The following is a 15,800-nucleotide window of genomic DNA, read 5'->3' on the forward strand; positions in this document are numbered from 1 at the left end:
CGGCTGGTAGCGTCCCCCTCTTTGAAAGGGCCTTCCGGCCGTTCCGGCCAGACGATGCGCAAGGGCTGTCCGGCCGGTTCTATGTCTTGTCGGTTTGGCTTTTAGCCGCCAGTTGCCGCCTTGATCTTCTCAAGAGCGCGGCCTTCCATATCCTCGACACCTGGAGGGATGTTTGCGAAGAATTTCAGGTTGTCGATATCCGCATCGGTAAAGGCGGCATTCACGGCAGCCTTCTTGTCTTCCGGCAGCAGGTCCTTGCCGCCCTTGACTGCAGCGATCGCACCAGTGCTTGCGGACATCAGCGTCACGTTTTCCGGACGCAGCACGAAGTTGATCCACTTGTAGGCGGCATCATCTGCCTTGCCCTTGCGCGGGATAACGAAAGTGTCGATCCATGCGAGAGCACCGGTTTCAGGCGGAATGAACACGATGTCCTTGTTCTGGTCAAAGATCTTGAACGCAGTCGAGTCCCAGGTTTCAGACGCCACGATTTCACCGGTGAGCATCATTGCGGTCAGGTCGTCGCCGCTGTTCCAGTAGGCCTTGATGTTGTCCTTGCACTCGATCAGCTTGTCGGTAACCTTGTCGAGCACGCCCTGGTACTTCTCGAGGTCCGAGTAGGCTTCGAACGGGTCTTCACCCATGTCGAAGGCCATGCCGAGCAGGATCGTGCGCTTCAGGCGCATCGAGGTTTCACCCTTGTATTGCGGGTCGCAGAGGTCACCCCAGCGCTTGAAGCCGGGCGCCTTGGACTTGTCGGCCATCAGGCCGGACGTGCCCCACTGGTGCGGTACTGCGTAGACGTCACCGTCGATGGTGGTGTTGGTCTTCACGCCTTCCAGAAGCTTCGGTTCCATGACCGAGGTGTCGATCTTGGAGAGGTCAAGCGGCTTGTAGATGTCGAACTCAAGCTGCGCTGAATAGATACGGTCATGGCTAGGCTGGGCCAGGTCAAAGCCGGAGCCACCGGTTGCCCGGAGCTTGGCGATCATCTCTTCGTTGTTGGAGTAGGTTACCTCGACGTCGATGTCGGGGTTTTCCTCTTCGAACTTCTGGATCAGCTTTTCCGGAGCATAAGAGCCCCAGGTCAGCAGGCGGAGCGTCTCGGCTTGGGCGCTGCCGGCACCTGCCAGCATGGTTGCCGCGAGCAATCCGGCAACAGCAAACTTGATCTGCATTCTATCCTCCCTGTAAATGCAAACGAGCGGTCACAATCGTCAAAAAACACTATGACCCCATTGGACTGTAAAATATATCCATTTCAGATATTTTTTCAGACCAATTTTTACGTTTTTCAAGAGGGATTTGTAAGAATCTTTTCAAGAGTGTTGATGCCCTTGCGAATTTCCTCGGGCGGCGTGCTGCCGAAACCGAGGACAAGACCCTGAGTGTCGAGGGGTGCAATCGCATAGCGGCCAAGTCCGGAAACCGTCAGACCGGCATTGGCGGCCTCGCTGACAACCTGCTTCTCCGACAAACCCGGTTGAAGAAACCCGACCGCGTGAAAGCCGCTTTTTGATGGTTGGACATCCAGTGTTCCGGCAAGGCGCGCCGACTCGGTCATCAGCACATCATGCCGGTCCTTGTAGAGTTGGCGCATTGTCCGCACATGGGTTGCAAACATGCCTTCGTCCATGAAATCGGCAACGATGGCCTGTGTCACGGTCGGAACACCACTAAGCCATGCCTTGCAGATCCGCTCGAACCCTTCGACGAGCCCCTCGGGTGCCAGGATGAACCCGAGCCGCAGGGAAGGGAACAGGGACTTGGAGAAGGTGCCGACATAAATAACACGGCCATGGGTGTCGATGCTTTTCAGCGTTGGCGGGGGCTGGTCGCCGAAATAGAACTCTCCGTCATAGTCGTCTTCGACAATCATGGCGTCCGCGTCACTGGCAGCTTTCAGGACGGCCAGACGGCGGGACAGGCTCATGACATGTCCGAGCGGCTGCTGATGCGAGGGGGTGACGAAGGCCAGCCGGAAATGAGGCGCCTTGGCGAGCCCGTCTTCCACACACAAGCCTTCTTCATCGACATCCACGGCAACCGGGTTCGCGCCGATCGCGACAAAGGCATTGCGTGCACCGATCGCGCCGGGATTTTCGAACCAGATCGGCTCTCCCGGATTGACCAGCATGCCGCCGACCAGGGAGAACGCCCGTTGTGCGCCGTTGGTGATGAAGATTTGATGCGGATCGCATTTGATGCCGCGTGAGGCGTTGAGCTGCCGGGCGATGGCGGCACGCAAGGGCTCGTATCCGAATGGCGCACCGTAGCCGGTAATATGGTCGCGCTCCTTGCGCCAGTGCCGGGCAGACAGTTTTGCCCATTGCGCCATTGGAAAAGCATCCAGGGCGGGCAGGGCCGAAATGAACGCTTTCGATTTATGCGGTAGACGTGACCGGGGGCCAAAATCGGGTACCGCATGGATCGCTGCATGAGACAGTCGGGGTTCCGCCGTATGCCCGCCATTTCCCGTTGGCGTGACGGCTGCCGGTTTCTGGGCGGCAAGGGCTTCGCTGACAAAAGTCCCGGCGCCAACGCGGGATTCAAGCAGACCTTCTGCGACCAGCCTTTCAATCGCGTCGATCACCGTTGTTCGCGAAACACCGAGTTCGATTGCGAGTGTGCGGGTTGCCGGTAAACGGTCGCCAGGCGTGACGGCTCCGGCCAGAAGAAGCTCCCGCAAACCCATGTAAAGCTGCACCGAGATTCTTTTGTCGGAGTGCTTGTCGATCCGGATCGAGGACAGCAGGGCCCCTGCGTGACGTTTCAAGGCTTGTTTCCAAATTGGTATGGTCGATTCGGCAAAACGGATATTTTATATAGGCCAATCATGGGTAGCCTTGGCAAGCTGAATTTTGCCGTCGAACGAGCAATCACAACACAGAGCCAGACCATGAAAATCAAATCCATCGAAACATTCACAGATGAGTTTGTCTGTTTCGTCCGCGTCACAAGCGAAACGGGCGCACAAGGGTGGGGGCAGGTTGCACCCTATTTTGCCGATATCACCGCAGAAGTCGTTCACCGGCAGGTTGCGCCTTATGCGCTGGGGCAGGACGCTTTCGATATCGCCCACCTGATGGACATTATCCCGGACCGTGAGCACAAGTTTCCGGGCTCCTATCTCCGCCGCGCTCTCGGTGGACTGGACACGGCCCTGTTTGATCTGAGGGGCAAGCTGGAAGGCAAGCCGGTCTGTGAATTGCTCGGCGGAACACCGGGCAAGGTCCGCGCTTACGGGTCATCCATGAAGCGGGATATCACCCCGGGCGACGAAGCGGCACGGTTGAAAAAGCAGCAGGATGATTTCGGCTTCACCGCCTTCAAGTTCCGGATCGGCGCCGAGTGCGGCCGGGATCAGGACGAGTGGCCGGGCCGGACGGAGGAAATTGTGCCGGCCATGCGCAAGGCATTTGGCGACGAGACCCAGCTTCTGGTCGATGCCAATTCCTGCTACTCCCCGGCAAAGGCCATCGAGGTCGGCAAGTTCCTTGAGGACAACGGTATTTCACACTATGAGGAGCCTTGCCCCTACTGGCATTACGATCAGACCAAGCAAGTGACCGATGCTCTTGATATTGATGTGACCGGCGGCGAGCAGGACTGCTCCCTCGTCGACTGGAAGCGCATGATCGATGGCCGTGTGGTCGACATCATCCAGCCGGATGTCTGTTACCTCGGCGGGATGGTCCGGACCATGAAAGTCGCGCAGATGGCTCATGAGGCGGGCATTCCCTGCACGCCCCATGCGGCGAACCTGTCATTGGTCACCTTGTTCACGATGCATTTGCTGCGGGCCATTCCGAACCCGGGCAAGTATCTGGAATTCTCGATCGAACAGGAAGATTACTACCCGTGGCAGTATGACCTGTTCGTCAAGTCGCCCTTCGACATTGTCGATGGTCATGCAACGGTCACCGACGCGCCGGGCTGGGGCATCGAAATCAATCCGGATTGGCTGGCACGGTCCACTTACAAGATCAGCAGCCTGGGAGAATAATCATGACGAATGTTGACGTACTGGCCGCCGGCGTTCTGAAGGCGGGCACGCTTGACGGCTTGCCAAACGGCCACTTTGTCGATGGTGCTTTTACGCCGTCCACTCACAACAAGACCCTTGAAAGCTATGACCCCGGACGCGGCGAGGCCTTTGCAAGTTTTGCAGCCGGGTCGGCCGAGGATGTCAATCAGGCTGTTGAAAGCTCCAAACGGGCTTTCGAAACGGTCTGGCGTGACACAGCCCCGGCAGAGCGTGGCCGGACTTTGATGAAGGCAGCGGAGCTGATCCGTGCCAATCTTCACCGGCTCGCCATTGCCGAAAGCCTCGACAGCGGCAAGCCCTTGCAGGAAGCGCTTGGCGATGTGGGCGGGGCTGCGCGCACTTTCGAGTATTATGCAGGCGCCTGCGACAAACTTCAGGGCGACAGTTTTCCCCTTGCCGGGGACTATATCGGTTACTCGATCCACGAACCGGTCGGCGTGACTGCGCATATCATCCCCTGGAATTTCCCGATCTCGACGGCAGCGCGCGGGTTCGCGCCGGCACTTGCTGCGGGATGCACGGTGGTTGCCAAACCCGCTGAACAGACACCGTTCACGGCGCTGATGCTGGCGAAGATCCTGTCGGACGCCGGTTTGCCGGACGGGGTGTGCAATGTGATCACCGGGCTTGGGGCGGAAACGGGTGCCCCTTTGACGCTTCATCCGGATGTTGATCACATCACCTTCACCGGCTCGGTGCAGACCGGGCGGACGGTCATGAAGGCGGCTGCTGAAGACATCACACGAGTGGTTCTTGAACTGGGCGGCAAGTCGCCGGTCATCGTCCTCAATGATGCCAACCGCGACGAAGCGCTCGCAGGGGTCATGGGAGCGATCTATGAAAACGCAGGGCAGATCTGCTCGGCCGGTTCACGATTGGTGATTGAACGCGGCATGCATGCCGGGTTTGTTGAAGAGCTTGTCAAGCGGGCGGAAAGCCTGCGCATCGGGCACGGCTTGACCCGGCCGGATCTGGGGCCCGTTAATTCTGCAGCCCATCTGGACAAGGTCGCCGGATTTGTCGAGCGCGCGCGGGCAGGTGGGGCGACGATCGCGACCGGCGGATCGGTCACGACGGATCCCGAAACCGGCAAGGGCTGGTTCTATCAACCGACCATCATCGACAATGCGTCGCCCAAGGATGAAGCCGTGCGCGAAGAAATCTTCGGTCCGGTTCTCACAGTCCAGATCGCAGATGACGCGGAGCACGCCCTGGCATTGGCAAACGATTGCCAATACGGGCTTGTTGCCGGCATCTACACTCAGGATTTCGGCAAGGCGCATCAATTGGCGCGCCGGATCGATGCCGGTCAGATCTACATCAACGAGTATTTCGCAGGCGGGATCGAAGTGCCGTTCGGCGGCAACAAGAAGTCAGGCTTCGGACGGGAAAAGGGCATTGAAGGCCTGAAGTCCTACTGCAAAACCAAGAGCATCGCAGCCCGGATCGCCTAGGAAAAGGAAAGGTGGCACCAATCGGCGCCACCTTTCGGATTTGCATTGATCCGTTATTGAGCTGCCGCAGGGGCTTCCTGATCGGCGGTGGGAGCTTGAGTCCCGGTTTGTGTGCCGGTATCGGGCTGTTGTGATTGGTCTGCCGAAGGCTGCTGCGTTTCTTCAGGGGCAGGTTGCGGTTCTTGCGCGGGCTGCTGAACCAATGCGGCAGGCTCAGGCTCCGATACTGGTGTGGTTGCAGGCTGTGCTTGCACCTGATGTGAATAGTAAACGGCCAGCCCCTGAATTTCCGCGTCGGTCAGACTATGGGATTCCGCCATCATCGGGTTCCAGCTGCTGTCATTGCCGCGCCCGCCATTGCGGAACTGTGTCAGCTGCCGCACCAGATAAGGCGCATTCTGCCCGGCGAGGATCGGTGCCGGTTCGCTGTAACGCTCGCCGACATGGCAGGAAATGCAAGCCGGTGTGTTGGTGGCAGCGATCCCTTTTTGGGCAATCTCTTCACCGCGGTCATAGGCAGCTTGCTGGTTGGAATCGAGTGTTTGCGAAGCGGACATTAGGTAGGTGGTGGGCAGGTTGGCGAAATAGTCGGCCAGAACCGTCATCTGGCTTGGTGCCAGCTCGCTTGCGACCTGTTGCATGAACCCGCTCTTGCGCTCGCCGCTTGCATAGGCCTTGAGCGCGGCCTCCAGATACCGGGGCTCCTGGATGTTGAGATTGGGGGCTTCGCCATAGGTTGGAGCGCCTGTTCCGTCATAGCCGTGGCATTTGGCACAGACCACGATCGGGTCGCTGTAAAGGCGATCGTCGTAAAGCCCCATAGCCGGTGCCTTGTAGCTGTAGTCGGCGTCGGGATAGCTGTTGCGTTCCGTGTCGGACGGTATCGTTTCAACCGTGCCGGGGATATAGGACGGCTTTGGCCAGTTGGCGCTGGCGGGTGGTTGTGGACCGCTCGTCATTTTTGCGTAGGCGTCACCGCTCAATTCATCCAGACCCCGGACGAAAGACACCATTGTCCAGACATCGTCATCGCGTTGCTGTGTCGGCCATGAGGGCATGGCGCTGAATTTGACACCGTATTTCAGGATCACGAAGAGTTCCGAGTCGGTGAATTCATCGACGACCACCGGGAGATATTGCGGGCGGGGCCTGATGGACAGGGCGGTCGCGTTCTGGCCGGTATTCGGCGCACCGTGACAATTGGTGCAGACCATTGAAAAATGCTGCGCACCCAAGGCGACCCTATTGTCATCGGACAAATCCGACGGTGGCGTCCAGTCCACCGAGTGGGCAGCCACATATCGCTTGAAGACAAAATGCAGCAGATTGTAGACGCCGATGCCATGCGGGTCGCTGGCCTTGATATTGACCAGTCCGGTGACGGCAAGCCCGCCGCCAACCACGCCGCCGATCACCGCGAGCGCCCCAATCGTCATGAGGCCGTTCCGGATAATTCCCATGATCCCTCTCCCCCCAGAAGGCGCCAAGCACCCAAGGCATGCGGCTGTTACGTAACGTTACGAGAACTCGAGCGTTCACGCCAGCCGCCAGGACATTTCCAGCTTTTCACAAGAAGACGGGAATGTGAAGTCCAATTGACAGTTTAAGTGTCTTTAAATTTTGACACTTGATCGAGTCGGCACCTGCCACCGACATGACGGCTTGAGCCCCTGCGCCGGGGCAGGAGAAAACCCCGGCCGGGTTGCGTCGATCAAGGGTGGACGTCCAGTCCTTCGCTCATGGTCCAGATCGTCGTGCCTTTTTCTCCGGCGAGGGCTGCTGGTATGTCGGCCAGGGCACAGATGACTGCCTTCTTTCCGGTCGCGCGGGCGAAAACTTGCGCGGCTTCGACCTTTGGTCCCATGGATCCGGCCGGAAAATCGAACGCATCCAGGTCATCCGGCGTTGCGGATCTGATCGCCCGTTGTTTGGGCTGTCTCCAGTCCAGATAGACCGCATCCGCATCCGTTGCGGCCACAAAAGCATCCGCTTCGAGTTCCTTGGCAAGCAGGCCGGAACAGCGGTCCTTGTCGATCACGCATTCAACACCGGTCAGCTGCCGGTTGTCATCATACATGGTCGGGATGCCGCCACCTCCGGCTGCGATCACAACCGCACCCTTTTCGAGCATCCAGTTGATCGGGCGCAGTTCGAAAATCCGCTTCGGCAAGGGGGAGGGGACGACACGGCGCCATTTATCGCCGTCCGGCTTGATCGCCCAGCTCTTTTCTGCAGCGTTCCGTTCGGCAACGTCCCGGGAATAGACCGGACCGATGAACTTCGTTGGATCCTGGAAGGCCGGATCGTTGCCGTCGACCTCGACCATGGTCAGGATCGTGGCGAGCGGCTTTTCGAAAGGGAGCAGATTGCCGAGTTCCTGCTCGATCATGTAACCGATCATGCCCTCGGTTTCGGCCCCCAGAATATCAAGCGGATAGTCTTCCACAGCTTCGTAGGCTGCCTCCTGAAGCGCCAGCAGTCCGACCTGAGGTCCGTTTCCATGAGTGATCACCAGTTCATGCTGGTTGGCGATCGGAGCGAGAGCTTCAGCGGCGATGCGGGCATTGGCTCTCTGGTTGCCGGCGGTCATCTCTTCTCCGCGGCGGAGAAGAGCATTGCCGCCGAGCGCGACAACAACTCTCATGGGTCATGCTCCCAAGGTTGCGACGAGGATCGCCTTGATGGTGTGCATCCGGTTTTCAGCCTGTTCGAAAGCGATGTTCATCGGGCTTTCAAACACCTCGTCGGTGACTTCCATTTCCGTAATGCCGAACTTGTCGAAAATGTCCTTGCCGACCTTGGTCTCCGTGTTGTGGAAGGCAGGCAGGCAATGCATGAATTTGACATTCGGATTTCCCGACGTTTTCATCAGCGCCATGTTGACCTGATACGGCGTCAGCAGCTTGATCCGGCTTTCCCAAACGTCCGCCGGTTCGCCCATGGAGACCCAGACATCGGTATGCACGAAGTCGACACCCTTGACCCCTTCGTCGATGCTGTCTGTAATCGTGATCCGGGCGCCGGTTTCCGCAGCCCGCGCCTTGGCCAGTTCGATCACATCGTCATGGTTCTGGTTGTCTTTCGGGGCCACCATGCGCACGTCCATGCCCATGATCGCGCCGAGCATCAGAAGCGAATTGCCCATGTTGTTACGGGCATCTCCACAAAAGGCATAGGCAATCTGGCTGCGCGGCTTGTCCGAATGCTCGATCATGGTGAGCATGTCGGCCAGCATTTGTGTCGGGTGCCAGTCGTCGGTGAGACCGTTATAGACCGGCACGCCGGCATACTCTGAGAGCTGTTCCACCATGCCCTGACCGGCGCCGCGAAACTCGATCGCGTCGAACATCCGGCCCAGCACCCGGGCGGTGTCCTTCATGGATTCCTTGTGGCCGATTTGCGATCCCGACGGATCGAGATAGGTGATATGGGCCCCCTGGTCGTGGGCCGCGACTTCGAAAGCGCACCGCGTTCGGGTGGAGGTTTTTTCGAAGATCAGACAGATATTCTTGTCCTGCAGCGCCTTTTGTTCGGACCTTGCGTATTTCGCCCGCTTGAGATCCCGCGCAAGGTCGAGCAAATAGAGCATTTCACGCTGGCTGAAATCGTTGATTTTCAGATAGCTGCGGCCCCGAAGATTGAAAGCCATGGGACGTCTCCTGTTGTCTTGAACGCATGGAAAATCGCGCGCCCGTTTCGGGCGCTGTGCTGGGGGATCAGTAGGCCGGGTCGCGCAGGATCGGGCAGGTCATGCAATGACCGCCGCCGCGCCCGCGTCCGAGTTCGCTGCCCGGAATGGTAATCACCTCGATGCCGGCCTTGCGAAGAAGCGTGTTTGTGTGGGTGTTGCGGTCATAGCCGACGACGACGCCGGGCTCGAGCGCGACGACATTGTTGCCGTCATCCCATTGCTCGCGTTCGGCCTCGAAGTCGTTTCCACCGGTGCCGATGACCAGAAGGTCGCGCAGACCGAGTGCGTCTTTATAAACGTCGAACAGGTGCTGGTCTTCCTTGCGCACATCGACCTTGCCGTCACCGTCTTCTGGGCGGAGGCTGTAGCAGGTGATTTCGTCGGCGACTTCGCGGAAGGCTGTGACCTTGTCATAGTCGAGACACGAAAACACCGTGTCCAGATGCATGGCCGCCCGGCTTTTGGGCATGGCGCAGGCAATGACGCGTTCAGCGGCGTTCTTGGCGAAGAGACGTTCGGCAACCTGTTGCACGGCCTGACGTGTGGTGCGCTCTCCCATGCCGATCAGAACGACCCCCTTGCCGATGGGCATGACGTCGCCGCCTTCCATGCTGGCCCGCGCGAAATCCTCGTCGCTGTCGCCCCACCAGATGTCGAAGTCTTCGGAGGTGAACATCGGATGGAATTTGTAGACCGCGCGCTGATAGAGGGTCTCGGGCTTGCGTGCGGGCCAGAACATGGGATTGACCGTCACGCCTCCGTAGATCCAGCAGGAAGGATCCCGCTGGAACAGGGAGTTCGGTATCGGGGACAAAAGGAACTCGGTCGGCTCGATCGCCGCTTTCATCAAGGGGGTCACCATCTCCTGCGGAAGGTCATGGATCGTGATCCCGCCCATCAGCAAACGGGCCAGCTGGGTTCCTTTCAATTCGTCCAGCCATGGCCGCATCATGCGGGCAAAGCCGGGACCGACCATGTTGTCCGTGATCCTGCGGTCAAGCACAAAGGTCCGGCCTTCGGGAACCTTATCCAGCATTTCGGACAGCAGGTCCTGAAGGTCAAAGACCTCGATGTCGTGTGCTTTCATCTTCAGCCGGAAATCGTCGTGATCGACACGGGCCTGATGCACCCAAAGAACATCATCGAACAGCAAGTCGTGACAGTTTCCAGGCGTCAGGCGCTCGTGGGCGACCGAGGGCCGTGCCACCATCACCTTTCGCAGTTTGCCGATTTCCGAATGAACGCCCAAGGTGGCCATAGTGCTCTCCCTGTTCAGCTGTTGGGGCTTTCTGTAAGTTTGGTTCGTGCCTGCCGGTACCGGATCAGGACGAAGACGGGGATCCCGGCAAGCAGCAGCAGAAACCCGTAGAAAACGACGTCTTGACCTGATCCGTAAATGGCAAGAAGCGAGTAGATGAAGCCGAGGCCGCCCAGTCCGGTCATTCCGGCAAGTGCGCGGCTCCTAAGCGTTTCGCCGCGCTTGATGCGGATCATGATCTCTGCGAGTGAACAGAAGGCGTAGGGCACAAGACTGGTCATGGTGGCCAGCAGAATGATGAAGGTGAAGGCCTCCACAAGTCCCTTCGAGAAATTCATCAGGACAAGAATGCTTGCCAGGACGCTGGAGACGATCAATGCGTTGACCGGAGCGCCCGAACGGCTTGTTTCTGCGAAAAATTTCGGGAATACCCGGTCCAGTGCGGCGCCATAGGGAACCTGCCCTGAAAGCAGCGTGAACCCGTTCAGCGTTCCGAAGGTGGAGACAATCGCCCCGAGCGCCACCAGCATACCGCCCAGCTCTCCCCACATATGCCGCGCGACATCCGCAAGAGGGGCGGATGAAGCCGACAGAACCTCACGCGGCAGAACACCGATCGAGACGACCGTCACCGCGATATAAACCACGGCGGCGAACAGCACGCCAAGGATGGTCGCCCGTGGAATTGTGACTTCGGGCCGGCGCACGTCACCGGCCGGAACCGTTGCCGATTCCAGGCCGAGATAGGCCCAAAGTGTCAGGGCGGCCGTCGCCGCTATGGCCGATCCATCGGACTGGCCCGACGGATTGACCGGGACGAAGTGGTCGGCCTGAAGCCAGAACCAGCCAAAGACGGCTAAAGCCAGAAGCGGCAGGATCTTCAAAACGGTCGTGACCACCTGCACGAAGGCCGCCTCGCTAATTCCGCGGATGTTGACCAGTGTCACGAACCAGAGGGCGGCAAGCGCGGCGATCAGACCGAACAGGTTTTGGTCCGATACCGAAGGCAGGAGGAATGTCATGTATCCGGCAAACGCAACGGCAATCGCTGCATTGCCGGCCCAGATGGCAATCCAGTATCCCCAGGCAATCAGGAAGCCGGCGAAATCACCAAAGCCCTCGCGTGCAAAGGCATAGGGACCGCCGGGCTTGGCGATAACCCGAGCGAGGCGTCCGAACACGAGCGCCAGAACAATGGCGCCGATGGACGTCAGGACCCAGCCTGCGATCGAGATTGCCCCAAACTTTGCGAGCGAAGCCGGCAAAAGGAAAACCCCGGACCCGATCATGTTGCCGACCACAAGGGCCGTACACGCCAAAAGTCCGAGCGCTGCCGTGCGTGGTTGAGAGCCAGCGCCGCCAGCCGCACCATTCGGCACGGTGGCCTCCGTGCTGTCAGAGGCGCTTTCCATCGCGTTTCTGTCCCTGGTTGGCGGCACAGGACGTGACCCAGACGGCTTGTACGGGGCAAGCGGCCGCCATTTTTTATTTTAGTGCTTTTATGCGCGGTGTCTCAGGCGCTCAGGCTCAAGACAATTGTAATCAGGACGGCCAGCGCCAGAAGCAGTGGCCATATGAAACGAAGCCAGCGGTCGTAGGACACCCGGCCAATGGCCAGCCCGCCCATGACAACGGCAAAGGTCGGGTTGATCAGGTTCACGAGACCGTTGGCCGATTGGTAGGCGGTGACGACCGTCTCGCGGGCCACGCCCGAGAAATCGGCCAATGGAGCCATGATCGGCATGCTGAGAACGGCCAGACCGGATGATGATGGAACGAAGAAGGAGAGAACAACCTCAAGCCAGAACATCGCGTTGATGAAAACAATCGCGCTCAGGCCCGATACGGCTTCTTCGGACCAGTGCAGGATCGTGTCCGTGATCTTGCCGGCGTCCATGATGACAACAATGCCCCGGGCAACGCCGATGATCAGCGCAACCGCAAGGAGGTCCTTGGCCCCCTCGATAAAAGTCTCGACGAATTCGTGCTCACCCATGCGGGCGACGATCCCGACGACAATGGCAGCTGCCAGAAAGAGGGCTGACATTTCAGCCATCCACCAGCCCAGAGCTGCAACGCCGTAGACCAGAAACACGAAACTCGCGACAAAAATGGCAAGCACGATCTTGTGCGTGTTGGTGAACTCGGACGGCACGTCGCCGCCTTTCGCACGGACCTTGAGGAAATGTGCCTCGTTCTTTTCCTTCATGTCGAAGACGAGCGACTTTGAAGGATCGGCCTTGACCCGTTCCGCGTAGCGCATGACCCAGAGGACGCAGGCGAGCCAGCCGAGAAACAGTATGATGAAACGGGCCCAGATGCCGTCAGTAAAGGGAATGCCTGCCGCGTTGGCGGCAATCACCGTGGCGAAGGGGTTGATGGTGGAGCCGAGTGTCCCGATGCCTGCCCCCAGCATGATGATCGCAACGCCTGTGACGGCATCATAGCCCGCGCGCAACATCACCGGGATGATCAGGGCGTAAAAGGCAAGCGATTCCTCGGCCATTCCGTAAATCGTGCCGCCGGATGCGAAAAATGCCATCAGGATCGGGATCATCCAGCGTTCCCGGCCCTTCATGCGTTTCATGACGCTGCCAATACCGGCATCAATTGCCCCGGTATGGGTGACAACCATGAGGAAACCGCCGATGACCAGCACAAACACGGCCACATCTATGGCATTTGCGACATAGCTGTTGGGGTCGTAGAGGCCGCCGATCGGGGCCATGAAGATGTCCACGATCCCTTGCGGGTTTTGCTCGACGGTCTGGTAGGTGCCGGGAACCGGCACTTCCTTGCCGAGTTCTGCGTTTTGCACGCGGTCATATTGACCAGCGGGAACCACCCAGGTTGCGGCTGCAACCACGATAATGAGCGCAAACAGGATAGTGAAGGCAGTCGGAAACTGAAACTTGGACATATCGGGCAAATGAAAGTTGCGGGGCGAGCAGGAAGTAGCCTTGATCGCGCTATTAGCCGTTTGTCCAATAGGAATTGCAACTTAGGACTTTTTCGTATTATTTTTCGGTCTCAGTAGTTTTCTTTTGTTCTGCAATTTTTATTTAATAGAGTTTCGCAGGGTTACGATGCTCTAGCCATGCGTTAGTCTTGGTGTGACGAGAGAAAGCTGACGTTTGCCTTACATCAAGCCGAGAGTAAAAATTACCAATTCACATGCTTTGACAAACCGTTATGACTTCAAAACAGTCTGAAAGGTGGACGAGGCCGGCGCGGGCTCCAGGCGCAAGTGAGCCGATTTCTCCGTCAAGACCCATCAGCCGGGCCGGGATCGATGTCGCCATGGCAAGTGCTTTTTCCTGGGAGGTTCCGCAGAGTTCGACCATGTTGGATATGGCTGTCGAAAGGCTCAAATGCGCGCCAGCCAGAGTTCCGTCCTGAAGGGTCAGGCGGTCGCCGCTGCGGAAGATCTTTCGCCCGTTCAATGTGAAATGATCAATGACGGATCCGGCGGTTGCCATTGAATCACTGACAAGAAAGATCTTTCCGGGTCCCTGCTTTGCAGAGAGCGCCAGCCGCATTGCCGCCGGATGAACATGGATGCCGTCAGCGATAAGACCGGCGGACAGGGAGCCGAGTGCCAAAGCCGCTCCGACAACGCCGGGTTCGCGGCTGCCGAGCTGGCTTTGCGCGTTGAACAAATGCGTCACGCAACGGGCGCCAGCAGACGACGCGGCGTCGCAATCCTCATAGGTCGCATTGGTGTGGCCGAGCGACACGAGAATGCGTTTTTCAGCCAAGGCCTGTATTTGTTGGTGAGTGACGCTTTCCGGTGCCAAAGTGACCTTGAGGACTGGCAAACGGTCTGCTGCCGCGCACAGGATCTCAAGATCCGTGTCCGTCATTGGTCTGATCAGGTCTGCGGAATGGGCTCCCTTGCGCTCTTTGGCGAGATGTGGGCCTTCCAGATGCAATCCGGCAATCCCGGATAGCTTTTGGGTGCAAGCCGTTTCAACCGCGTCAATCGCAGCAAGTGTCTTGTCAGGCGCATCGGTGATCAGGGTTGGCAGGATGGTTGTTGCCCCGAGTGTCCGGTGCGCGCGCGCCATGACTTCCAGCGTTTCGATCGTGGGGGCATCATTGAACATGACACCGCCACCGCCATTCACCTGAAGATCGACAAATCCGGGCGCCAGGATACCGTGCTGAAGATCGACGGTTTCGGCGCTGTTTGGAAAGTCATCTACCGTATGGATGCCTTGGATCCGGTTGTCGTTGACCAAAAGTGCCGCGTTGTCGTGAAAGCTGGTGCCGTCGAAAATCCGGGCGCCGTGATAGGCTTTGAGGGAAGCGGTCATCGTGTCTGGGTGACTTTTTTTAAGAATCTGGGGTGGTCGGGGTCGATCCCGTGGGACACGGCAAAGGCTTCTATCATGGAATAGAAGGAAGCAATCAGCAGGAGCGGGTCAAGCAGCGCATGGTAGGATCGGACATGGTCGACCGCGCGCGCTTTTTTGACCTCAGTCGAGGTGGCGAACACCTGCGCACCGTTTTCGGTCAGAAGGTCGGCCGTCTCTGCGAGTGCATGCTCTGCGGCATCTCCGGCGGCAAAGCCGAGGACCGGAAAGCCGCTCGCGACGATGGACACGGGTCCATGCAGAACTTCTGCCGAGGAGTAGCTTTCGGCATGAAGCTGGCTCGTTTCCTTGAACTTCAGCGCGGCTTCGTCGGAGACGGCCAGTGTGACGCCACGCCCTAGGGTATACAGCGATTCATGAGGACCGATGGCGGATCTGACTTCGGGCCAATCGAGCTGGACAGCCTGCGCCAGTTGTCCCGGGAGCGCGCGAAGGGCGGCCTCAAGGGGGGCATCTTGGCCTATACGGGCCAGTAACAACAGGCCGGCTGCAGCCGAGGTCACGAATGTTTTTGTGGCCGCAACGCTCAGCTCGGGGCCTGCATGGATGGACAGGGGGTGGTGCGCTGCATGGGCCAGAGGCGCGTCTGCATTGTTGGTCAGGGCCACGGTCAGGGCGCCGTCGCGTGCGCATGCATGTGTCATGTCCAGGATGTCCGGGCTTTTGCCCGACTGGGAAACGGCAATACAAACCGCCCGGTCCAGACGAAGCGGTGCCTTGTAGATCGAGGCAATGGAAGGACCGATTGAAGCAACCGGAATACCCAGCAACAGCTCCGCCGCATACTTCAAATAGGTACAGGCATGGTCAGAGGAGCCCCGGGCAACCGTGACGATCAAACGCGGGTCAAGAGCGCGTATGGCTGCAGCCGCCGTTTCGATCCGGTCGCTGCCCTCGGTCAGCAAGCGATCAACGGCGTCTGGAATTTCCTGTATTTCGGAGCGCATTCTTGTCTGCATTTCGCGTCCGATCC

12 protein-coding genes are annotated in these 15,800 nt (G+C 58.7%); 2 read left to right on the forward strand and 10 right to left on the reverse strand.

The annotated features are described in order from the left end of the window. Positions 1-101: 101 nt before the first annotated feature. Together E1297_RS24025 and E1297_RS24030 are read right to left on the reverse strand one after the other, a co-directional pair. Positions 102-1,178 (reverse strand): extracellular solute-binding protein, encoded by a 1,077-nt coding sequence (locus E1297_RS24025; RefSeq protein ID WP_155143036.1) that lies wholly within the window; start codon positions 1,176-1,178, stop codon positions 102-104. Between the two features lie 116 nt (positions 1,179-1,294). Next, the gene (locus E1297_RS24030) at positions 1,295-2,776 is read right to left on the reverse strand and encodes a PLP-dependent aminotransferase family protein (protein WP_155143037.1); all 1,482 of its coding nucleotides are present in this window, start codon (positions 2,774-2,776) and stop codon (positions 1,295-1,297) included. 123 nt (positions 2,777-2,899) lie between these two features. Between E1297_RS24030 and E1297_RS24035 the strand changes: the two genes are divergently transcribed. Both E1297_RS24035 and E1297_RS24040 read left to right on the forward strand, forming a co-directional pair. Then, on the forward strand, positions 2,900-4,006 hold the full coding sequence (locus tag E1297_RS24035) for a mandelate racemase/muconate lactonizing enzyme family protein (RefSeq protein ID WP_155143038.1): 1,107 nt from the start codon (positions 2,900-2,902) through the stop codon (positions 4,004-4,006). A gap of 2 nt (positions 4,007-4,008) precedes the next feature. Then, the gene (locus E1297_RS24040) at positions 4,009-5,502 is read left to right on the forward strand and encodes an aldehyde dehydrogenase family protein (protein ID WP_155143039.1); all 1,494 of its coding nucleotides are present in this window, start codon (positions 4,009-4,011) and stop codon (positions 5,500-5,502) included. A gap of 53 nt (positions 5,503-5,555) precedes the next feature. Here E1297_RS24040 and E1297_RS24045 read toward each other — a convergent pair whose 3' ends face one another. The 8 genes from E1297_RS24045 to E1297_RS24080 form a co-directional block, all read right to left on the reverse strand. Beyond that, the gene (locus E1297_RS24045) at positions 5,556-6,962 is read right to left on the reverse strand and encodes a c-type cytochrome (protein WP_155143040.1); all 1,407 of its coding nucleotides are present in this window, start codon (positions 6,960-6,962) and stop codon (positions 5,556-5,558) included. Positions 6,963-7,213: 251 nt separating this feature from the next. After that, entirely contained in the window at positions 7,214-8,146 is a 933-nt protein-coding gene (arcC, locus tag E1297_RS24050) for a carbamate kinase (RefSeq protein WP_155143041.1), read from the reverse strand. Between the two features lie 3 nt (positions 8,147-8,149). Beyond that, positions 8,150-9,151, reverse strand: a complete 1,002-nt coding sequence (locus E1297_RS24055) for an ornithine carbamoyltransferase (protein ID WP_155143042.1) — start codon at positions 9,149-9,151, stop codon at positions 8,150-8,152. A 67-nt stretch (positions 9,152-9,218) separates the two neighbouring features. Next, positions 9,219-10,451 carry an arginine deiminase gene (gene arcA / locus E1297_RS24060; RefSeq protein ID WP_155143043.1) on the reverse strand — a complete coding sequence of 411 codons (1,233 nt, stop codon included), beginning with the start codon at positions 10,449-10,451 and terminating at the stop codon, positions 9,219-9,221. 14 nt (positions 10,452-10,465) lie between these two features. Beyond that, positions 10,466-11,863, reverse strand: coding sequence for an amino acid permease (locus tag E1297_RS24065; protein ID WP_155143044.1), 1,398 nt, complete (start codon positions 11,861-11,863; stop codon positions 10,466-10,468). A 101-nt stretch (positions 11,864-11,964) separates the two neighbouring features. After that, on the reverse strand, positions 11,965-13,371 hold the full coding sequence (locus E1297_RS24070) for a YfcC family protein (protein ID WP_155143065.1): 1,407 nt from the start codon (positions 13,369-13,371) through the stop codon (positions 11,965-11,967). Between the two features lie 250 nt (positions 13,372-13,621). Then, positions 13,622-14,767, reverse strand: coding sequence for an N-acetylglucosamine-6-phosphate deacetylase (gene nagA, locus E1297_RS24075; protein ID WP_155143045.1), 1,146 nt, complete (start codon positions 14,765-14,767; stop codon positions 13,622-13,624). Continuing rightward, entirely contained in the window at positions 14,764-15,786 is a 1,023-nt protein-coding gene (locus tag E1297_RS24080) for an SIS domain-containing protein (RefSeq protein WP_209015964.1), read from the reverse strand. Before E1297_RS24080 ends, nagA begins: the two co-directional genes overlap by 4 nt. Between the last annotated feature and the right edge of the window lie 14 nt (positions 15,787-15,800).

It is taken from the genome of Roseibium sp. RKSG952 (assembly GCF_009711355.1).